Source organism: Gemmatimonadaceae bacterium (assembly GCA_030647905.1).
Classification (GTDB): Bacteria; Gemmatimonadota; Gemmatimonadetes; order Gemmatimonadales; family Gemmatimonadaceae; genus UBA4720.
In genome coordinates this window covers 94,927-115,581 of sequence record JAUSJA010000027.1, presented here as the reverse complement: position 1 = coordinate 115,581, position 20,655 = coordinate 94,927, and the positions used below count along the sequence as shown (strand labels likewise).

Genomic DNA, 20,655 nt, shown 5'->3' with positions numbered 1-20,655 from the left:
GGTAGTATCCCGTGCAGGTGAATAGAGAGTCAGACACACGAGCCTGGATCGGTGTATACTGAAGGACGGCATTCGCCGAGCGTTCGATATGAGCCCAACCGCAAGCGTCCACAGTAACCCCAACAATCTTGGCGGAACCCCCTTTTTTTCGGCACGCGCGTCCTGGTGCAGTCGCTATTCGACTACCTCGAGGGCGGCGAAACGCTCGACGAATTCCTCCGTCAGTTTCCATCGGTGAGGCGCCATCAGGCGGTCGCGGCGCTCGATTCAGCTCGCGACTCGCCTCTGGTTGGTGCGCGTGCTGCTTGACGAGAACCCGCCACTGGACCTTGCGGCAGAGATTCGCGGCCATGACGTCCATACGGTCCGCGGACTCGGGTCGACCGGCATTGAGAACGGCGAACTGATGCGCCTCGCTACTACCGCGTGCGACGTATTCGTCACGACGGATCAGAATCTCCCGAACGGGAGCACGGATCGTTGATTCGCGGGATCATCGCACGGCGCGCTCGGGCGGGTTCGGGCGCCCGGAGATCGCGAGGCTCTACGGCATGACGGACGTGCCGATGTTCGAGCACGTCGAGCGCGTCGAGCGCGTCGAGCGCGTCGGCGACGCGGCGGTGCAGCAGCCTGGGCGCTCGCGCGGCTCTGGCACCCGCGAGCGCCGTTGGTGGCGGCGTGTCATGACGCGACTCCTTAGTTGGTTTCGCCCCGCCAGCGCCGGGCCCACTGCAGCGGAGGCGAGCTGCGAACATTGTCCGCTCGGCTCGTGCGCGTCCGGATGGCGGGCGCTCATCGTCTGCCTCGGCTGTCCTTCACTCGAGGCACGCCGCCTGCGGTCGCTCGGCGTGTTCGAAGGAGCCTCCGTGGCCGTCGTCGGCACGCGAAATGGCATTCTGCTGGACGTGCAGGGCGCGCGGCTGGCGCTCGATGAATCGGTCGCGATGGCCATCACCGTGCGACCCCTGGTCTAGTGCCCACCGCCAGCCGGGCCCTGCGCGCCAGAAAGTTGCCGCCGCCGCCGGCGCCAGCCGCGCTTCGGGTGGCGCTCATCGGGAACCCGAACAGCGGGAAGAGCACGCTGTTCAACGCACTCACGGGTATGCGACAACGCGTCGGGAACTTTCCCGGCGTCACCGTGGAGCGCGTCGAGGGCGGCTATACCCACGACGGTGCGTCGCGGGTGATCGTCATCGACCTTCCCGGCAGCTACAGCCTCGTCGCGGAGTCGCCGGACGAGGCGATCGCGCTCGATGTGCTCAACGGCACGGCGCCGGGAGTGCCGCCCGTCGACGTGATCGTCGTGGTCGTCGATGCCGAGAACCTCGAGCGCAACCTGTATCTGGCGACGCAGATCCTCGAGCTCGGACGTCCGACGGTGATCGCGCTCAATCGCGCCGACCGCCTCGCCGCCGCCGGCATCCAGGTGGACGTGCCCGCGCTCATCCACGAACTGGGCGCCGTGGTGGTGCCCGTGGTGGCGACGCGGCACGAGGGCATCGATCGCCTGCGGCACGCGATCGCCCTCGCGCCGTCGTTGCCGCTCTCCACGATTGGGGCAAGCGGCGCGCTGTCGTCGACAGGCGGCGACGACATGGCGTCTGCGGGCGCCGACGCCGACCGTCGCTACCGGTGGATCGGCTCGGTGCTGGAGCGCACCGTGTCCCGAAGCGCGCGGACGGCGCACGCGGTCAGCGACCGCGTCGACGCCATCGCGTTGCACCGTGTGTGGGGTCCGTTGATCTTCCTCGCGTTGATGACGCTGGTCTTCCAGGTGATGTTCACCTGGGCTCGCCCGCTCGGCGATGCGGTGCAGGCGCTCATTGACGCGGCGGGATATCTGCTGCGCGCGGCGTTGCCGGCGGGCGAGCTGCGCAGCCTGCTCGTCGATGGAGCGCTCGGGGGCGTCGGCAGCGTCGTCGTGTTCCTGCCGCAGATTGCCGTGCTCTTTCTCTGCATCGGACTCCTCGAGGATTCCGGCTACATGGCGCGGGCGGCGTTCGTGATGGACAGGTTCATGCGTCCGCTCGGGCTGCAGGGGAAGAGCTTCATTCCCCTCATTTCCGGTTACGCCTGCGCCGTGCCGGCGATCATGGCGACGCGCACCATCCAGCAGCCGAAGGAGCGCGCGGCGACGATCATGGTGTTGCCGCTGATGAGTTGCTCGGCGCGCCTGCCGATCTACACGCTGCTCATCGGCGCATTCGTTCCGGCCACGACCGTGGCGGGCCTGTTCAACCTGCAGGGACTGACGCTGCTCGGCATGTATCTCCTCGGCACGGTGGCGGCGCTGGCGGCGGCGGCGGTCTTCCGGCGCACGCTGCTGCGTTCGGCCACGCGGGCACTGATCATCGAGCTCCCATCGTACAGTTGGCCGAGCGCCCGGGTGCTCGCGTCGTCCGTGTGGCAACGGGTGCAACTGTTCCTGCGCAAGGCGGGCACAATCATCTTCGCGATCTCCGTGCTGCTCTGGGCGCTGGCCAGCTATCCCAAGCCGGCGGCGGAACGGGTGCTGTCGCAGGAAGCGCGGCTCGAGCAATCTGCGCTGGGCCGCATCGGCCACGCGATCGAACCGGCGGTGCGGCCGCTCGGATACGACTGGAAGATCGGGGTATCGATGGTCGCCTCGTTCGCCGCTCGCGAGGTGTTCGTGTCGACGATGGCGACGATCTACGGTGTCTCGAGCACGGAGAGTGCGCCGCAGGCGCTGGCGTCCCGCCTGCGCGCGGAGCGGAATCCCGCCACCGGGACGGCCGTGTACACGCCGCTCGTCGCGATCGGATTGATGTGCTTCTACGTCTTCGCGCTGATGTGCACGAGCACTATCGCGGTGACCATGCGCGAGATGGGCGGCGGCGTGCGCGGCGCGGGCTGGGCGGCGCTCCAGTTCGCCTACATGCTCGGCCTCGCCTACGGCGCGGGGCTGCTGGTGTACCGGGGTGGTCTCGCCCTCGGCATCGGAGGTGGCGCGTGACCGCCATGTGGGTACAGCGCGTGATCGCGGCGGCCATCGTGCTGATGTGCGCCGCGTTTCTCGCGCGGCGCGCGTGGAGGGCCGTCTCGGGCGCGGCACGCCCGCGCGGCGGCGGCGGGTGCGGGCCGGGATGCGGTTGAGGCGAGGCGCACTGCTGATGGGCGCACCGGGTCACAATGAGAGCAGGGCGCGGAGTGCACGCCACGCCAGATGACAGAACTGTAATCTCCCGGTCATCCTCCGGTCAGCGAGCGGGTCACAGACTTATTCGCACTGGGAGCACCGACCGACTGCGTACGCTCCCGCACTCACCCGCAACCGGACCGGCTTTCATGAAAAGACATGCATTGGCACTAATTGCGTTGGTCGCGCTGCTCGCACCTGCTAACCTCCACGCAATTCCTGCGTGGTCGCGTCAGCTCGGCGTGTCGTGCTCGATGTGCCACGCCACGCCAACCAACCAGCTCACCAAGGAAGGGCTGGACTTCCTGAAGAACGGGCACCGGTCCGAAGCGCTGAAGTTCAACGAGAAGGACCAGAAACTGGAGAACTACTTCAGCCTCCTGTTCAAGGCCCGGTTGACCAACGACCACTGGGACGCCGCGCGCACGGGGAACCTGTACGCGAACCGGGCGCTGACGCAGTTCGAGCTACACTCGATGGCCATCTACAGCGGCGGCGCGCTCAGCAACCGCCTGTCGTACTTCGCCGAGATCTACCTGAGTGAGAACACCGGTTCGACGTCCGGCAGCAACATCGTGCAGGGTGACGCGTCGCGCAAAAAGCTGGCCGAGGCGTTCCTGCAGTACAACGCACCGATCGGCAGCGGCGAGCAGGCGTTCCTGAAGGTCCGGGCCGGCTCGATCGTGCCGGAGCTGATGCACGTGTTCGGCGTCGGCGCGCGCAGCGCCGAGCAGCGCGCGATTGTGCTGAATGAGGCGCTGGCTGGCAACAGCAACACCTACCGCCCGTTCACCCGCCAGCAGGGGCTCGAAGCATCGATCATTCACAAACGCTTCGACGTCTCGCTCGGCGCGCTGAACGGTTCGGATGCGTCCACTACGAACTCGCTCGACGCCGACCGCGACAAGGACTTCTACGCGACCGCGCTGGTGAACCTCGACGACAACGCGTCGGGCATCGGCGTGATGCGCTACAACGGCAAATTCTCCAACTACAAGACCAAGCAGGATCCCAGCACCGACATCGTGTTCAAGGACGCATTCAACAAGACCGGCGTCGTCGGCCGCTTCGTGCGCGATAATTGGCGCGTGGTCGGCACATACTTTGCCGGCGAAGAGACGATGAATGCGGCCGGGAACAAGACCAACAACGCTGGCTACTACGCGCTGGCGGACTACAACTTCAACGAGAAGTACGGCGTGTACACCCGCTACGACCGCCTCGATCCGAACACCGACCTCAAGAGCAATGAAGTGTCGATGATCATGTTCGGCGTGAACGGTTACTTCTTCCAGAGCGAGAAGTCCGGCGCGCGTTGGAATCTCGAGTACACGCTGAAGAACACCTACCTCAATGGCGGCATCTCGACCGCCGGCACGACGAAGTACACGGATGGCAGGCTGTTCGGCCAGCTTACGTGGGCCTTCTAGCAACTCGTATGTTTGAAGCGTCGCTCGACCGGACCGGCACGGTGCGCCAGCTCCGGTCGAGTGACGCGCCCCCCCGGTTCTGATTCGGACGGGTTGGCGGCCGGCCTTCTCCCCCTTCGGGTACCGTCATGCGCATTCTCATCGTGGACGACGAGCGCAAGGCCGCCGACTACCTGCACCACGGACTCACTGAGTCCGGCTTCGTGGTTGACGTGGCGCTCAATGGCGATAACGGGCTGTCCCTCGCGCTGAGCGAGTACTACGACCTCATCGTTCTCGACGTGATGATGCCCGGCCGCGATGGATGGTCGGTGCTCACGTCCCTGCGCCGCGCCGGCCGCCAGACGCCCGTGCTCTTTCTGACGGCCCGCGACACTGTGGTCGACCGGGTCAAGGGGCTTGAGGGCGGCGCCGACGACTACCTGGTGAAACCGTTCGCGTTCTCCGAACTCCTCGCCCGCATCCGATCGATCCTGCGGCGCGGGCCGAGCCGGCAGCTGGAGACGCTGACCGTCGCCGACCTCGAGCTCGACATTCTCCGGCACCGCGCATCGCGCGCCGGACAGCGTCTCGATCTCACGCCCAAGGAGTTCGCGCTGCTCTCGTTGCTCGTTCGGCGGCGAGGCGAGGTGCTGTCGCGCACGCTCATTTCCGAGCTGGTCTGGGAGATGAACTTCGACAGCGACACCAACGTCGTGGACGTCGCGGTGCGCCGGCTCCGGACGAAGGTCGACGATCCGTTTCCCCTGAAGCTCATTCGGACCGTGCGCGGAGTCGGGTATGTCCTCGACGAACAGTAGCCCACCGCACGAGGGCACTGTCGGTACGCGCGCGCGCCGGCCGTGGTCAATCGCCGGCCGACTGACCCAACATTACGCTGGATCAACCGTCGCGCTCCTGCTCATCGCCGCGAGCTTCCTGTACTGGGGACTCATCCGTGAACTGCACCGACAGGACCGGCGGCTCGTGGCGAGCAAGTTGCTGGTGCTGCGTCACCTGGTGGCGCAATACCCCACCAGCGCCGACGCGCTCTCCAGCGAGATCGAGCACGAGGCCGGCGAGGGAGGCCCGCTGCAGTATTACCTTCGGATCGTCGACGGCCGTGGCGTCACCCTTCTCGAGACTCCGGGGATGGACACGCTCGTCCCGTCGTCGGCCTTTCCACCGCCGACCAGCGGGCCGGTCGGTCCGGACGAGTGTTCGGCGTGCAAGGCAAGCGACGACCACCGCTATCTGCTGCTCGCCGCTACCGGCACAGCGACAGGAGTCGGCGCCGAGTACCGCCAGCTGCAGGTGGCACTGGACGTCTCGGCTACGACGCAAATCCTTGCGGACTACCGCGCGAAGCTGATCGCGGTGCTCGGCCTGGGCCTGCTCGCGGCGGTGGCGGTGGGCGTGGTGGTCGCGCGCGTCGCACTGCAGCCGGTCAACGACATCTCGCGCCGCGCGCAGGCCATATCCGCCAGCCGGCTCGACGCCCGGCTCTGCGACGAGCGGCCGTGGCCCACGGAACTGCGCGGACTGGCCAGTGACTTCGACGCCATGCTCGATCGCCTGCAGGCCGCATTCACCCGCCTCTCCCAGTTCTCAGCCGACCTTGCGCACGCGCTTCGTAACCCCATCAACAACCTGCGCGGCGAGGCCGAAGTGGCGCTGGCGCGCGCGCGAACCCCGGAAGAGTACCAGCAGGTGCTTGGATCGAGCCTCGAGGAACTGGTGCGACTGTCGCGGCTTATCGACGGACTGCTCTTCATCGCGCGCGCTGAGGATCCCAACCACGCCGTGGAACACACGCGCTTTCCTGTCCGGCGAGAGCTGGATGCCGTGTGCGACTTCTATGAAGCACTCGCCGCCGAGCGCCATATCGGCGTGGAGTGCGAGGGTGACGCCTGGCTCAATGGCGATTCCGTCCTCTTCCGGCAGGCCGTAAGTAATCTGCTAGCCAACGCGCTCAATTACACGCTGAACGAGGGCCGCGTGACGATGACCGCTACGCAAAAAGTTGACGGTGGCGTGGAGGTGCGAGTGAGCGACACGGGGCCCGGCATTTCTACGTCCCATCTGCCGCACGTCTTCGAACGATTCTATCGGGTCGAAGAGGGGCAGGCACGCGTCACCGGCGGAGCCGGACTGGGATTGGCAATCGTGCAGTCCATCATGCAGTTGCACGGTGGTAACGCCCGCATCGAAAGCGCGGTGGGGCACGGCACGACGGTACGGCTTGAGTTCCCGGCGGTGGTGCCAACCGCGGACGCGGCCGCCACTTGAACTTTCATCGTACGTCCAATCAAACGACCAGGGGGATCACGTGACACGGTGTATTTTTCGGATCGTAGGCGTCACATTCGCGCTCCTTCCCGGCGCCGCGTTGGCGCAGGAGAAGTCAGTGGGCAGCTACGTCGGCGTCGAGCAGTGCGTCATGTGCCACAAGTCGGAGAAATCGGGCAACCAGGCCGGCATCTGGAAGCAGTCGAAGCACGCGGAAGCGTACAACACGCTGTCGACGCCGCGCGCGGATGAGATCGCCAAATCCAAGGGTCTTGCGGTGCCGGCGAAGGACGCGCCCGAGTGTCTGGAGTGCCACACGATGCGCAGCAGCGAGCCCGAGCACCGGAAGCTCGGCGTGCAGTGCGAAGCCTGCCACGGCCCGGGATCGGCGTACCGGAAGATGTCGGTCATGAAGGACAAGGCACTCTCGATTGCCGCTGGGATGACCCCGCACGAGGACAAGGCCGCGATTGAACGGCAGTGCCGTTCCTGCCACAACGAAAAGAGCCCGACCTTCAAGGAGTTCAACTTCGAGGAGCGCTGGGCGAAGATCCGGCACCCGAAGCCCGCTGCGTAGCCGGCCCGCCGTTGCGCGTGGCCGCTGACGCTACCTAAGAGCGTGGCGGTTTCGTGCCCGCGCGCTCGGCGCGGCGCGCGATCGCGTGCGACATTCCGGCGAAGAACAGCTCGTGGATGGGGTGCAGCAGGTACCAATAGAGCAGGCCGAGGAAGCCGTACGGCTCGAAGAACGCCGTCTGCACGAGTAGCGCGCCCCCTCCGGGCCTGTTCGAGGCCTCGAATTGCAGCCACGCCCGGCCCGGGACTTTCATTTCGGCACGCAGGCGGACGAGGCGTCCCGGGTCCACCGCTTCCACCCGCCAGAAGTCGAGCGCGTCGCCCGGACGCAACTCGTCGGGGTTGCGGCGTCCTCGTCGCAATCCGACGCCTCCCACGAGCCGATCCATCGCCCCTCGCAGCTTCCATCCCCCTTCGCCATAGAACCAGCCGCGTTCACCGCCGATCCCGGAGAACGTCGCGAACAACTCGGCGGCGCTGGTTGCCGACTCGACCCGGCGTTCGTCGAGGATCATTCCTTCGGAAACCTTGAGTGTGACTCCCGGCTGGAGTCCGGTCCGCGCACCGGTCCAGTAGGTCTCGACGTCGCCCGATTGAATGCGCTGCAGCGCGCGCCGAACCGCCTCGTGGTATGGGATGAGTGCCACCGCGAACAACGCTTCTGCAGCGTGATCGTGCACCACGACTTCGTTGCGCATGCCTTCGATCAGCGCGCGCGAAATCGACGTCGGGATTGGGGTGATCATATGGAGGAACAGCGCCGACAGTCTCGGCGTCGGCACCGGGAGCGGAATGAGAATTCGAGTGAGTTTTCGCGCTGCTGCGTAGCCCAGCATCATCTCGCGGTACGACAGCACGTCGGGACCGCCGATCTCCAGTGTGCGCCCCACCGAACCCGGCTCTTGCAGCGCGAGCGTCAGGTAGTCGAGCACGTTCGCGATCGCGATCGGCTGGCAGCGCGTCGCCATCCATCGTGGCGTGAACATCACGGGGAGCCCCTCGGTGAGGTACCGGATGATCTCGAACGAGATGCTTCCCGAGCCCACGATCACCGCGGCGCGGAACTCTGTGACTGGCACCCCGGAGGAACGCAGGATGCGGCCAACTTCGTGCCGCGACGCGAGATGCGGAGAGAGCGCTTCGTCGGCCTTGCCAAGCCCGCCGAGGTAGATGATCCGACGCACGCCGGCCGCGCTCGCGGCCATGCCGAAATGCTCGGCGGCCATCCGGTCGTGGTCCTCGAATTTCCCCTTGCCCTGCGTCATGGAGTGGATGAGGTAGTACGCGACGTCCACGCCCTCCATCGCCGGGAGGAGGCTTCCAGCATCGAGCGCGTCCCCTCGGCGGACGTCGACCCGCTCCCAGCCGCGTCCGGAAATGTGCGAGGGATCCCGTGCGAGGCAGACGATCTCGTGCCCCATGGTGAGCAGGCGCGGAATGAGGCGACCCCCGACGTACCCGGTGGCGCCAGTGACGAGGATCTTCATCGTCGCTCAGAAGGGACGTCAGAGTCCAGTTTCCAAAGCGTAGTCCTGGGAGTGCTCAAGAGACGCTACCTCACTGACCGAATGGACAACTACGAATGGTTTATTGGCCGGACTGTCGGCGGCCAATCCAAGAAGCTGCCTAACCAATTTGACGGTGACTCATCCTCTCTGCGCGAGATCGCACATGATTGGAGTGCGTTCAGAAGCATAGCCGCAACTCGCCTTGGTCGCCGGGCGGAGTTGAGCAACCCGTACGGCCTTGGAACGCTGGACGGATCTGCCGACTCTTGCGCTAGCGTATATACATACGTAGATTATCCCGGTGGAATATGACTGGGATCCCGCCAAGAACGACGAGAACCTCCAGCGCCGAGGGTTCGACTTCGCGTTTGCGTCGCAGATCTTTCGCGGCATCTACGTCCAGTATCCGGATGATCGGGCCGACTATGGCGAGCGACGGATGATCGCGTTGGGCCTCGCTGAGGGTTTGCCACTCAGCGTCGTCTTCACCGATCGGATCCGCACGGATGGGACCCAGGTTCGGCGTATCATCAGTGCACGCGTAAGCAATCGCAAGGAGCGCACGCGATATGGAAAAGCGATCCAGGTTCTCTAACACCGCGAAGCACGGTCAGGCCGACTTGGCGCGCCTCCGCCGGATGACGGACGCCGAGATTGAGCGCACCGCGCCATCGGAGCTGCCGTTTCTTCCCGACAACTTCTGGAAGGACGCGCGCGTTGTCGTGCCGTCTACGAAGGAGGCCATCTCGTTCCGCGTGGATGCGGATGTGCTCGAGTGGTTTCGCGCGGCCGGCCCGCGGTACCAGTCACGCATGAACGCCGTGCTGCGCAGCTACGTCGAGCACATGGGACCACCTGCACGGCGCCGACGCACCGGACCCACTGCGAACAAGGAACGTTGAATGTCCCGCCAAGTCGCCAGGCACTACTTCTTGGCTTCCGCATCTTTCCCAAGGTGGCGGTCCAGGAAGTAGATCGCCGAGTTGGACGGCCCGATCCTCTTGACTTGTTCGAGAATCGTCTTCGCCGTCTTCTCCTCCTCCACCTGCTCGGTGACAAACCACTGCAGCATCGTCTGCGTCGCGTAGTCCTTCTCCTGCGACGCAAGCGCATACAGGGCGTGGATGCTTGCGCTCACACCCCGCTCTTGCTTCAGCGTCGACTCCCAGATCTCGACGGTGGACGAGAACTCGGCCTGCGGCTCAGGAATCGCCTTCAGCACAACCCGGCCATCGCAATCGTTCACGAAGTCGAAGATCTTCATGGCGTGCGATACCTCCTCGCGGGCCTGCCGTCGCATCCACTGGGCCGAGCCCTGGAGGTTGGACGCTTCCAAGTGGGCGGCCATCGCCAGGTAGAGGTAGGCGGAGCCGAGTTCCGCGTTGATCTGGTCGTTGAGGGCGCCTTGCAGCTTCGGACTCAGCATTGTTTGTATCTCCCGGTAAGGTTGCTGAGACGCTAGCGTACCTGGGCCGACGCTGCAAGCATCGGCGTCCGGCCATCGGCGTCCGGCCATCGCTGGACTCAGACTCGTCGGGTGGCAGCCGGCAGCCGGCTCATGGCGTACTCGGCTAGCGCGGTGATCGTGAGACTGGGATTGACGCCTGGATTAGCGGGCACAATCGAGCCATCCACCACGTACATGCCCGGATAGTTGTGCACCTGGAAACCCAAATCCACCACGCCCTGTTCCGCGTCGCGCCCAATTGGGCAGCCGCCCAGGATGTGCGCGGTCGTCGGAATATTCAGGAGACTCTCGTTCAGCGCACCCAAGGCGATGCCATTCGTCCTGGCAGCGAACGCGCGCGCCACGCGGTGGGCAATGTCGATCTCGGCTTGTACGGGGCGCTCGCGGTCTCGTTCGGAAACCAACCTGCGGCGAAAGAGCGTGGAGAGATGCCGCTTCCAACGCAGGCGCATGAAATTGTCCGTCGTCTGCATCACCAGGAGGATCGTAGTGCGCCGCGCCGTCGGGGGAAGCAAACGCGCATTTACAAAATCAATCGGATGACGGACCGTCGTCCAGATAATCTTGAGGAGCCGCGCCAGGATGTTGTTGCCGGCTTCGATCAACGGCGCCGCCGTCAGGAACAGCATCAGAGATGAGCCCGCGGGATAACGCACCGGCTCAACCCGCGTGACCGCATCCGCGCTGAAAATCGAAGTGATCGCAACGCCTTTTGAAAAGTCGGCTTGGCGATCACGATTGAGGATGGCAAGGAGTGCTTCGCTGTTCGTCCGCACCATCTCGCCGAGGCGGGGCGAAAGATCGGGAAGCGAGCGCGTGATGTTGCGGCAGCGGAACAAGAGACCCAGCGTGCCCAGGACGCCCGCCGACAGCACGATGTTGCGTGCGCGAACCCGCTGCGGCGGCTTGAACAACCACCCAGTGGAGCGGTGATATTCAATTTCGTAGCGCGCGCCATCGGGCTGCAGTGCCGGTAGTGGGTGGATGTCATGCACCCGGGCTTCCGCTTGAATCTGCGCGCCCCACTTTTCGGCAAAATAGAGGTAATTTTTGACGAGCGTGTTCTTGGCGTTGTTGCGGCAGCCGACCATACACGCACCGACGTGCTGGCAACCCGCGCGCGCCGGGCCTTCGCCGCCGAAGTAGGGATCGGGAACCGTCTTGCCTTCCTCACCGAAAAAGACGCCGACCTCGGTTGGGCCAAACGTATTCAACTGCCCCAGCTCTTCGGCGATCGCTTTCAACGCGCGGTCGGCGGGCCATTCGCGCGGATTCGCGGTCACGCCCAACATTCGGCGCGCTGTATCGTAATGCGGACGCAGGAGGGTCTTCCAATCGGCGAGATCGCGCCACGCCGGCGCATCGAACAACTCATCGCCCGGTTCCAGGAGGACGTTGGCGTACCCCAGACTGCCGCCGCCAACGCCGCTGCCGTGGAGAATCAGCACGCCGTTGAGGAGCGACATTTCCAGGATACCGAAACAGCGCAGCGCGGGCAGCCACAAATACTTCCAGACGATCCAGTTGCTGCGCGCGAAATCCTGGTCGCGGTAGCGCTTGCCGCGCTCCAGCACGAGCACGCGGTAGCCCTTTTCCGTCAGGCGCATCGCGGAAACGCTGCCGCCAAATCCGGAGCCAACCACCACATAGTCGAATGTTTCTGAGTTCGCAACTGCCGCTTGTCCCAATGACACTCTGCGTCCGATCCTACATCGCCGCGACGATCGTCTGGAATCGCGGTAGCTGGCGCAGCGAGTCGAGATCCGAATCATGCTCCACCCAGTCCTTCTGGCCGTATCCCTTGTCCACGGCCTTCTCCAGGCAACTGAGCGCCTCGTCCGGATTGCCGAGCATCGCGTACATGCAGGAGATATTGTAGAGCAGCAGGGGATCGTCGGGATTGATCGCCAGCGCACGCCGCGCATAATCGGCGGCGTCCGCGCTCATGTTGGCGAACGGCAGCACTGCAACCGATTTCGCCGCCGATACTGCCGCCTGCGGAAGTGTGGCGGTATCGGTCGGAGTCGCGAGTATTTCGCTTCCAAGGGCCTGAGCGAAGAGCGCGGTGGACGTGAAACGAGCGGTGGGGTCCGTCGCCATCGCCTTCGTCACGGCCCGTTCGATGTGGTCGGGGACGGCGCCGCGCGCAACCGTTCGATGGGGAGAGCCAAGGCCGATACCGGAATGGGAGCCGACCTGCGGAACCTATGGACGGGCAAATTACAGTCAAGAAGCGCATTGGGGCAAAGGACCGTGTTCAGCGTCCCGATGCCGGCCACGGGCAACGGGTTAGTTTCTCTCCGCATGAATGGTGACTCCCATCCCCGCCGATGGCGCATCCTCGCGCTTCTCTCGCTGGCAGAGCTGCTCGGAATGTCGCTCTGGTTCGCCGCGAGCGCCGTGTCGGCGCAGCTTGCGGCGCGGTGGTCGCTCGATGCGGCCCAGACCGGATGGCTGACGACGATCGTTCAGCTCGGGTTCGTCGCCGGGACCGCCGTATCGGCGACGCTCAATCTCGCCGACGTGATACAGTCGAGGAAACTGTTCGCGATGTCGGCGATCGCTGGCGCCGCGGTGAATGCGGGCATTCTCGGGGCTCCGGGTTACCCGGCCGCGCTCGCCTTGCGGTTCCTGACCGGCTTCTGTCTCGCGGGCGTCTATCCCCCGGCGATGAAAATGATCGCGACATGGTTCAGGACTCAGCGGGGACTGGCGATCGGGACGGTGGTCGGCGCTCTCACCGTGGGAAAGGCGACGCCGTACCTCGTGCATGCGATACCGGATGTCGGCGTCTCATCGGTAATCCTGACTGCCTCGGCCGGCGCCTTCATCGCCGGTGTCCTCGTGCTCGCCGGCTATTCCGATGGTCCGTACCCGTTCGCGCCGCGGGCGTTCTCGTGGGGACTCGTCGCCACCGTGGCGCGCGTGCGAGAATGGCGACTCGCTACAGGGGGATATCTCGGCCACATGTTCGAGCTGTACGCGTTCTGGACGTGGATTCCTGCGTATCTCGCCTCGAGCGCCGCGCTGTCGCGTCCGAACCGCGACTCGTCGGCGCTGGTGTCGCTGATTGCCTTCGGGACGATCGCTGTCGGCGGGGCCGGATGCGTATGGGGAGGACTGTTCGCCGATCGCTTCTCGCGTGAGAGACTGGTGACGATCGCGCTCGCGACCAGTGGTACTTGCTCGCTGATCGTCGGACTCTTCTACGGAGCGAGCATGTGGATCCTCGCGCCGGTCGCGCTGGTTTGGGGATTCTTCGTCGTCGCCGACAGCGCGCAATTCAGCGCGCTCGTCACGGAGTCGGTGCCAAGCCACGCGGTAGGGACGGCGCTCACGGTTCAGACGTCGCTCGGCTTTCTCCTCACGATGGTGACGATCCAGGCCGTACCGTTTCTCGCCGCGCGTATCGGCTGGCAATGGTCGTTCGCGATGCTCGCGCTCGGCCCGGCTGCTGGCATCGCCGCCATCCACGCGCTCGCGCGCGTGAAACGATCGCCTGCCAAAGCGACGGGTTAGACGGGAACGAGCTCGGCGCGGGCGTCCGCGACCGTCTGCCGCCACTTGGTGTATCCCATCGCCGACAGGACGAGGAACACGAAGTAGAGCACCGCCGTCACGTAGAGTGACTTGTAGATGTACATCCCGATGTAGACGACATCCACGGCGACCCATATCAGCCAGTTTTCGAGCAGCTTGCGCGTCATCATCCACTGAGCGACGAGACTCGTGCTGGTCGTCATTGCGTCGAGATAGGGAAGGGCGGCGTCGGTGCTCCGGGCAAGGAACGTCCCGATCACGGCCGTGCCGATGCCGCCAAGGGCGATCAGGAAGAGGCCGAGCCGCGCTCCCGTCCGGGTGACCGGAAGCCCGGTACGATTCTTTCCTCCGTAGAGCCAGTGATACCAGCCGTACGCGTTGAGCACGACGTAGATGACCTGCAGGCCCGTGTCGGCGTACAGCTTTGCCTCGTAGAAGACGACGATGTAGAGCCCCACGTTCACGATCGCCGTCGGCCAGCTCCAGATATTCTGCCTGACGCTCAGGAAGACACTCACCACCCCGAAGACGGCCGCGATGATTTCCAGTGAGTTCATGCGACGAGGTGTACAGGATGACGAGTGAGCATTCCCCTTTCCCTGAGCGAGGCGGGGAATATACGGGCGAGGAGTGGCGCGGCCCAAGGCTGACACCGCCGGTCGCGCCCGCATATCTTAGCAGGATGTCATTCCGATTTATGCGCGCCGCGGCGCTGCTCGTACTTCTCAGTGGCTGCGGCGTTCTGCACCGGCGGGCTCCGGAACCGGTTAACACTCCCGAGCTGCCGACGGTTTCCGACGAGGCCGCCGACACTCTGCTCGTGGACCTCCAGCGGGTGGACAGCTCGCTCGTGGTGGACATGCGGTATGCCACGTCGAACAACTTCACTGGCGTGCCATTACCGGGGTACGAGGCGAACAAGGCTTATCTACGCGCCGAAGCCGCGGCCGCGCTCGCGCTCGTGAACGAAGATCTCCACGCTCAGGGCTACGGCCTCAAGATATTCGACGCCTACCGGCCCGTGCGGGCAAGTGAAGCGATGGTCGCGTGGACGCAGCGCGCGAATCGCGGCGATCTCCTTCGCGACGGCTACATCGCCGCGCGAAGCCGGCACAACCTCGGAGTCGCCGTGGACCTGACGTTGGTCAACACGGCGACCAAGTCCGAGATAACGATGGGTACCCCGTTCGACAACTTCTCAGCTGCCGCGCACACGATGAACGCGCGCGGATTCCTCGCGAAGAACCGGCAGATCCTGAAGAAAGTCATGGAGCGCCAGGGCTTCGTGAACTACGAGAAGGAATGGTGGCACTATAGCTACACGGTCGAAAATCCCGTGAGGTTCGATCGCGTGATCCGTTGACTCTCGGCTGTGCTCTCGACGATCGGAGGAAGACTCACGGCGCTCAGATCCCTGTTCAGGATGGGGAGCGACTGGTTGAGCGCCGATCGGATCCTGCCGAGCTGCGCGTCGAGCTGCGCAGACAGGATGCGATAGACCTCCAGCGTCTGACTGGTCGGACGCGCGTCGGTGCTGGCGGCCACGCCGGCAAGCGCGGCGATCTTGTTGTTCAGGCGGATGGGGTAGTTGAGCGGATCCTGCCCCGAGCGGTTCTGCACCTGATAGATCTCCCGCTCAGCGGCGGAAAGCTGGCTCTCGAGCGCGTTGGCGCTTGACTCGAACGCGCTTCGCTTGTCGGCCGGCATGCGCCTCGTCCTGTCGGCGATCTGCGAGCGGATGTTGCGGACGAGCTTCACGGCGTCATTCGCCTTGCTGATCTCGTCTCGCACCTTCAGCAGAAACGCGAACTGGTCCTCGAGATCGGCCTGCGTCGCCTTCGACCGCGGGTCCTTCACCACCTTGAACGACTCGGACTGTGTCACGCCGTTGACGCGCATGTGTACCGTGTAGCTGCCCGGGACGGCCACCGGACTCTGCGTGCCGGCTGCCCACATGATGATGTTCTCGAACGTCGACGCGTCCGGATAGCGGAGGTTCCACGCGAACGTGTTCAGACCCGCGCGATTGGATACACGCGGCGGAGCCTGCTGGCGACGTGGCCCGTCCTCGCTCACGGTCTCTTCGCCGCGGGCTTCGGTGCGGACGCTGGTGTCGGCGGGGAGTCCGGCCCGCTTGAGACTGTCGGCTCGCGCGGTGCGGATGCTGTCGGCGCGCAGGGAATCCCGCGCGGCCTGCGGACCCTGGTTGCTCGTGAAGGTACGGATGACTTTGCCCGTGCGATCGAGGAATTCCATCGTCACGGTCTGGTTCGGCGCCTTGAGCCAGTAGTACACGATCGCTCCCGACGGCGGATTCAGTCCCGTGGGATGACCGCCCGCGGCGCCCGTGCCGCCGCCGCCGTTGAAGTTCGCGCGATACACGTCGCGCGGCTTGAACAGATGCGCGGCGGCAGCCGTGATCGCGGGGTTCATCTGACGCATCGCCGAGACGTCGTCGAGGATCCAGAATGAGCGGCCGTGCGTCGCCGCTACGAGATCGCCTTCCTTCACAGCGAGATCGTGAACCGGTACGAACGGCAGATTGCGCCGCAGCGACTGCCATGCGCCGCCATTGTTGAAGCTGACCCACACACCGCGTTCCGTGCCGGCGAACAGCAGGCCACGGCGCACCGGGTCTTCACGGACGACGCGCACGAACTCGGTCGGCGGAATTCCGTCCACGACGAGCTGCCACGTCGCGCCGTAATCGGTGGTGCGATAGATGTAGGGCCGCATGTCGTCCATCTGGAAATGATTGGACGCCACGTATGCCGTGCCCGGCACGAAATGCGAGGGCTCGATGATGGAAATGCGGCTCCACTCCGGAATGTTCGGCGGCGTGACGTTTTTCCACGACTTGCCGTTGTCGCGCGTCACGTGCACCAGCCCGTCATCCGAACCCGCCCAGATCACTCCGGGCGTCACCGGTGACTCGGCGATCGCGAACACAGTCGCATAGTACTCGACCGACGTCTGGTCCTTCGTGATCGGACCGCCCGATGGACCGAGTGTCCGCGGATCGTGGCGCGTGAGGTCGGGGCTGATCGGCTCGAAGCTCTGGCCGTCGTTCTTCGACCTGAACACGACGCTGCTTCCGACGTAGATCGTCTTCGCGTCGTGCGGCGAGATCACGATCGGGAAAGTCCACTGGAAGCGGTACTTCGCATCCGCGGCATCGTGGCCCATCGGATTGTCGGGCCACGGATTGATGTTGCGCTCGAACCCGGTGCGCTGATCGTGGCGGGTGAGCAGGCCACCGTACGAGCCGGCGTAGATGATGTCCGGATCGTCCGGCCGCACGGCGATATACCCGCTCTCGCCGCCGCCGACGTCGTACCACTGGTCTCTGGATATTCCGCCCGGCGAACGGCTTGGTCCGCAGAGCGTCGAGTTGTCCTGCTGCGCGCCGCAGACCCGATATGGAAAATGATTCGTGGTCGTGACGTGATAGAACTGCGCCGTCGCCTGGTCCTGCTCGGTCCACGTGCGCCCGGAGTTGAACGAGACGTTCGCGCCGCCGTCGTTGCTCTCGATCATCCGGTTGTTGTCAGTCGGCGAGATCCAGAGATCGTGATTGTCGCCGTGCGGCACCTGAATCGGACGGAACGTCTTCCCGCCGTTGGTGGAGCGATACATTCCCGTGTTGAGCGCATACACGGTACTCGTGTCCTTCGTGTCCGCGAAGATGCGTGTGTAGTACCACGCGCGCTGGCGGAGATTTCTCTCGGAGTTGGTCTTCGTCCACGTCGCGCCCGCGTCATCGGAGCGAAAGACTCCACCCGAATCCGCTTCGATGAGAGCCCACAGCCGCCGCTGATTCGCCGGTGAGACCGTGACGCCGATCTTGCCCAGTATTCCTGAGGGGAGTCCCGGATTACGCGTGATGTTGGTCCAGTTCTCGCCACCGTCGGTGGATTTGAATATTCCGCTTCCGGTGCCGCCGGAGACGAGCTTCCACGGCTTGCGGTAGGCATGCCATAACGATGCGTAGAGCGTGTTCGGGTCGGTCGCGTCCATCGCCAGATCCACGGCGCCCGCGGAATCGCTCTGGAACAGCACGCGGCGCCAGCTCTTTCCGCCGTTCTCCGACTTGAATACGCCGCGCTCCGCATTCGGTCCCCACACATGTCCCAGGGCCGCGACGTAAACGATGTCCGGATTTTTCGGATGGACGCGAATGCGGCCAATCTGTCTCGTGTCGGCCAGTCCGATGTATGTCCATGTCTTTCCCGCGTCGGCGGACTTGTAGACGCCGTCCCCGTGCGACACGTTGCCGCGGATCGCGTGCTCGCCGGTCCCGACGTAGACGATGTCCGGATTCGACTGGCTGATCGCGATCGCGCCGATCGTACCTCCGAAAAACTTGTCGGTCACCGGCGCCCACGTCATGCCGCCATCGGTCGTCTTGAAGACACCGCCGCCCGTCGTGCCGAAGTAGTATTCCCACGGCCGGCTGGCCGAGCCCGCGACGGCGACCGAGCGGCCTCCACGGAACGGTCCGATCTCCCGCCACTTGAACGCCGCGAAGGCGGCCGTGTCGTACGGTGCGGCGGATGATGCCGAAGGTCTGGACGCGGTGGTGCTCTGCGCGTCCGCTACGAAGGGGATAGCCGCGATCAAGGCGGCCGAGGCGACGATGCGGAATTGCTTTCTGTGCACGGCGGGCTGCTCCGGGGGGTGGGGGCTTTGAAGGCCTCTAACTAGCCGATCAGGCGCGATATCGGCAAGGGCGCCGACACCGCGGGACGCGTCTTGCAGGTAGATCGGTTGGCCACCACAACAGGGAGACAGGATGCATTTGCCGCCAGACGGATCGGAGCTGCGCAACGAAATGCTGGACCCGCACCGGAGGCAGGAGCGCGCGGACGCCGCTACGGAGATATCTGGCCGCCTTCTGCAGAAGGGTGTGGAAGTCAGTGCCGACGAAGACGCGGCGCAGCTCGCGGACCTGCTCAGCGCCGTCGAGCTGTTCGAGAACGCGGTGATCGAGCGCGGCGGCGATCTCATGGTGAACATGCCGAGCTCCACCGATCCTCAGAATCCGGAGTTCGTTCTCCCCCCGCGCACGGCGGACGAGGATCTCACGGCCTACATTCGGCGGATCAGCGACGCCGCGAAGCAGCTCGCCGCGGAAGTGTAGTGCCGAAAGCGCGGCTCAGCCCGGGCTCTTCCAGTCTCCCGACGCTCCACCGCTTTTCTCGATCAGCGCGATCTCACTGATCGTCATTCCGCGATCCAGCGCCTTCGCCATGTCGTAGATGGTGAGGAGCGCAGCCGCGGCGGCGGTCAGTGCTTCCATCTCGACACCGGTTCTGTCGAGCGTGCGCGCATATGTCTGTACCCGCACGCCGGGAAGCGTATCGTCGAGAACGAACTCCACGCCCACGTCGGTCAGCGCAATCTGGTGGCAGAGGGGGATCGTGTCGGACGTGCGCTTGGCGGCCATGATTCCCGCGATTCGGGCGACCGCGAGCACGTCTCCTTTTTTCAGCGCATTGGCGCGAATGGCGTCCAGCGTCGTCGCCGACATCCTGATCGCACCCGACGCGCGGGCGAAGCGGTCGGACCGGTTCTTCGCGCCTACGTCAACCATCCTTGCGTGGCCGGACTCGTCGGTGTGAGTGAGATCGCTCATCGTACAGCGGCTGAGAGATCGCGCAGCAGGCTCGATGTGATGAGCTGCGGATTGACGTTCCCGCCGGCGAGGAGTCTGGCGCGGCCTACACTGTCGGCCGCGCGGCTGACTGCAAGCGCGCGCTGCTCATTGCCATCGTGAAGCGCCGCCCGCATGCGCTCGGCGAGTATCAGGATGAGTGAATCGAGCACGTCTGTGAAGCTACCGCGGGCTCCCGATGCTCCCACAGCCATCGCCGCCGCGTGGCGCTCTGATACCTGCGGTGCGGCGGCGGCGTCGAGAAGCCGGCGGGCCGCCGCCATCGCACGGCCCCGCGCATCGTCGCCGAACAGCGTGCCGGGCGCACCCGAAGCGAGCTGTATGCGCTCGTTGATGGATCGGGCGCCGTGGGCTGTGTCGAGCGCTTCTTCCACGACCGGATCCGAGAGGAATGCCCTGACCGCGGGCTCGGGCAGCGGCGCGACACGCACCGCCACCGTGCGCGAGCGAATCGTCGGAAGAAGCGCACCGGGCTCGCTCGACGTGAGAATGATGTTCGTGTTATGCGCCGGCTCCTCGAGCAGCTTGAGAAACGCATTTGCCGCCTGGTCCGCGCCTTCCTGCGATACCATCCGCTCGGCGTCGCCAATCACGAAGACCTTGCGGCTCCCGATCGCCGGCGACATGACGGCTTCCTGAACGATGGCTCGCACCGTGGCGACGAAGATCCCTTCATTGCCTGGTGGGGCCGCGTAGAGTCCCCCGTTGGAGACGCGTTCGGCGATCGCGTCCTGGTAATCGTCCCTGACGTCGGCGAGATCGGGGTCAGCGTCCTTGAGCCGCGGTCGGGGGAAGTACCAGTGGAGGTCCGGATGTGTGAGATTGCGGGAGTACTGGCAGTTCCTGCACTTCCCGCAGGGGCGAGGGGGATTCTCACAGAGCAGCAACTGGCCAAGCCAGAGGGCGAGTCGCTGCTTCCCCGTGCCGCGCGGACCGTGCAAGAGCAGGCTTGCGGGAAGTGAGCCGGCGCCGGCAGCGCGCGACAGGCGGGTCCGGAGTTCTTCGTGGCCGTAAAGGTCTACAAGAGGCATAGT

21 protein-coding genes and 1 pseudogene are annotated in these 20,655 nt (G+C 65.0%); 14 read left to right on the top strand and 8 right to left on the bottom strand.

Annotation, left to right across the window (positions count from 1 at the left end; all coding sequences use genetic code 11):
* Positions 1 to 147 precede the first annotated feature (147 nt).
* The 9 genes and pseudogenes from Q7S20_09545 (at position 148) to Q7S20_09505 (ending at position 7,432) form a co-directional block, all read left to right on the top strand.
* Positions 148 to 309 (top strand): annotated as a pseudogene (locus tag Q7S20_09545) (DUF433 domain-containing protein).
* On the top strand, positions 299 to 484 hold the full coding sequence (locus Q7S20_09540; GenBank protein ID MDO8502076.1) for a DUF5615 family PIN-like protein: 186 nt from the start codon (positions 299 to 301) through the stop codon (positions 482 to 484). Before Q7S20_09545 ends, Q7S20_09540 begins: the two are co-directional and overlap by 11 nt.
* Positions 485 to 551: 67 nt before the next feature.
* Positions 552 to 974 carry a FeoA family protein gene (locus Q7S20_09535; protein ID MDO8502075.1) on the top strand — a complete coding sequence of 141 codons (423 nt, stop codon included), beginning with the start codon at positions 552 to 554 and terminating at the stop codon, positions 972 to 974.
* Positions 974 to 2,974: a ferrous iron transport protein B gene (gene feoB / locus Q7S20_09530; GenBank protein ID MDO8502074.1), complete on the top strand. Its 2,001-nt coding sequence runs from the start codon at positions 974 to 976 to the stop codon at positions 2,972 to 2,974. The genes Q7S20_09535 and feoB overlap by 1 nt, the downstream gene beginning before the upstream one ends.
* Positions 2,971 to 3,114 (top strand): hypothetical protein, encoded by a 144-nt coding sequence (locus tag Q7S20_09525; protein MDO8502073.1) that lies wholly within the window; start codon positions 2,971 to 2,973, stop codon positions 3,112 to 3,114. Before feoB ends, Q7S20_09525 begins: the two co-directional genes overlap by 4 nt.
* 192 nt (positions 3,115 to 3,306) lie before the next feature.
* Entirely contained in the window at positions 3,307 to 4,587 is a 1,281-nt protein-coding gene (locus Q7S20_09520; GenBank protein ID MDO8502072.1) for a hypothetical protein, read from the top strand.
* Positions 4,588 to 4,715: 128 nt separating this feature from the next.
* Positions 4,716 to 5,387: a heavy metal response regulator transcription factor gene (locus Q7S20_09515; protein MDO8502071.1), complete on the top strand. Its 672-nt coding sequence runs from the start codon at positions 4,716 to 4,718 to the stop codon at positions 5,385 to 5,387.
* Entirely contained in the window at positions 5,368 to 6,855 is a 1,488-nt protein-coding gene (locus Q7S20_09510) for a heavy metal sensor histidine kinase (GenBank protein ID MDO8502070.1), read from the top strand. Before Q7S20_09515 ends, Q7S20_09510 begins: the two co-directional genes overlap by 20 nt.
* Before the next feature lie 40 nt (positions 6,856 to 6,895).
* Complete coding sequence (locus Q7S20_09505) at positions 6,896 to 7,432, top strand: multiheme c-type cytochrome (GenBank protein ID MDO8502069.1); 537 nt, start codon at positions 6,896 to 6,898, stop codon at positions 7,430 to 7,432.
* Positions 7,433 to 7,466: 34 nt separating this feature from the next.
* On the opposite strand, the gene Q7S20_09500 is transcribed toward Q7S20_09505, so the two are convergent.
* The gene (locus tag Q7S20_09500; GenBank protein MDO8502068.1) at positions 7,467 to 8,918 is read right to left on the bottom strand and encodes a DUF2867 domain-containing protein; all 1,452 of its coding nucleotides are present in this window, start codon (positions 8,916 to 8,918) and stop codon (positions 7,467 to 7,469) included.
* A gap of 322 nt (positions 8,919 to 9,240) precedes the next feature.
* On the opposite strand from Q7S20_09500, the gene Q7S20_09495 reads away from it, so the two are divergent.
* Both Q7S20_09495 and Q7S20_09490 read left to right on the top strand, forming a co-directional pair.
* Positions 9,241 to 9,534 carry a BrnT family toxin gene (locus tag Q7S20_09495; GenBank protein ID MDO8502067.1) on the top strand — a complete coding sequence of 98 codons (294 nt, stop codon included), beginning with the start codon at positions 9,241 to 9,243 and terminating at the stop codon, positions 9,532 to 9,534.
* A complete protein-coding gene (locus Q7S20_09490; protein MDO8502066.1) occupies positions 9,509 to 9,841 on the top strand; it encodes a BrnA antitoxin family protein in 333 nt (110 codons plus the stop codon). The genes Q7S20_09495 and Q7S20_09490 overlap by 26 nt, the downstream gene beginning before the upstream one ends.
* Before the next feature lie 23 nt (positions 9,842 to 9,864).
* Here the strand turns inward: Q7S20_09490 and Q7S20_09485 are convergent, their stop codons facing one another.
* From Q7S20_09485 to Q7S20_09475, 3 genes are all read right to left on the bottom strand, one after another.
* Positions 9,865 to 10,365 (bottom strand): ferritin, encoded by a 501-nt coding sequence (locus Q7S20_09485; protein ID MDO8502065.1) that lies wholly within the window; start codon positions 10,363 to 10,365, stop codon positions 9,865 to 9,867.
* Positions 10,366 to 10,463: 98 nt separating this feature from the next.
* Positions 10,464 to 12,095 (bottom strand): GMC family oxidoreductase, encoded by a 1,632-nt coding sequence (locus tag Q7S20_09480; GenBank protein ID MDO8502064.1) that lies wholly within the window; start codon positions 12,093 to 12,095, stop codon positions 10,464 to 10,466.
* A 19-nt stretch (positions 12,096 to 12,114) separates the two neighbouring features.
* A complete protein-coding gene (locus tag Q7S20_09475; GenBank protein MDO8502063.1) occupies positions 12,115 to 12,519 on the bottom strand; it encodes a tetratricopeptide repeat protein in 405 nt (134 codons plus the stop codon).
* Between the two features lie 192 nt (positions 12,520 to 12,711).
* Here Q7S20_09475 and Q7S20_09470 point away from each other — a divergent pair, with 192 nt between their 5' ends.
* Positions 12,712 to 13,926, top strand: a complete 1,215-nt coding sequence (locus tag Q7S20_09470; protein MDO8502062.1) for an MFS transporter — start codon at positions 12,712 to 12,714, stop codon at positions 13,924 to 13,926.
* Here the strand turns inward: Q7S20_09470 and pnuC are convergent.
* Positions 13,923 to 14,504 (bottom strand): nicotinamide riboside transporter PnuC, encoded by a 582-nt coding sequence (gene pnuC / locus Q7S20_09465; protein ID MDO8502061.1) that lies wholly within the window; start codon positions 14,502 to 14,504, stop codon positions 13,923 to 13,925. The two genes, Q7S20_09470 and pnuC, sit on opposite strands and share 4 nt — an antisense overlap.
* Before the next feature lie 125 nt (positions 14,505 to 14,629).
* Between pnuC and Q7S20_09460 the strand changes: the two genes are divergently transcribed.
* Positions 14,630 to 15,310, top strand: a complete 681-nt coding sequence (locus Q7S20_09460; protein ID MDO8502060.1) for a M15 family metallopeptidase — start codon at positions 14,630 to 14,632, stop codon at positions 15,308 to 15,310.
* On the opposite strand, the gene Q7S20_09455 is transcribed toward Q7S20_09460, so the two are convergent.
* The gene (locus Q7S20_09455; protein ID MDO8502059.1) at positions 15,265 to 18,606 is read right to left on the bottom strand and encodes a glycosyl hydrolase; all 3,342 of its coding nucleotides are present in this window, start codon (positions 18,604 to 18,606) and stop codon (positions 15,265 to 15,267) included. The genes Q7S20_09460 and Q7S20_09455 overlap by 46 nt on opposite strands.
* Before the next feature lie 133 nt (positions 18,607 to 18,739).
* Here Q7S20_09455 and Q7S20_09450 point away from each other — a divergent pair, with 133 nt between their 5' ends.
* Positions 18,740 to 19,087: a hypothetical protein gene (locus tag Q7S20_09450; protein ID MDO8502058.1), complete on the top strand. Its 348-nt coding sequence runs from the start codon at positions 18,740 to 18,742 to the stop codon at positions 19,085 to 19,087.
* A gap of 15 nt (positions 19,088 to 19,102) precedes the next feature.
* On the opposite strand, the gene moaC is transcribed toward Q7S20_09450, so the two are convergent.
* Complete coding sequence (gene moaC / locus Q7S20_09445; GenBank protein ID MDO8502057.1) at positions 19,103 to 19,582, bottom strand: cyclic pyranopterin monophosphate synthase MoaC; 480 nt, start codon at positions 19,580 to 19,582, stop codon at positions 19,103 to 19,105.
* The gene (locus Q7S20_09440) at positions 19,579 to 20,652 is read right to left on the bottom strand and encodes a hypothetical protein (protein ID MDO8502056.1); all 1,074 of its coding nucleotides are present in this window, start codon (positions 20,650 to 20,652) and stop codon (positions 19,579 to 19,581) included. The genes moaC and Q7S20_09440 overlap by 4 nt, the downstream gene beginning before the upstream one ends.
* Positions 20,653 to 20,655: the final 3 nt, after the last annotated feature.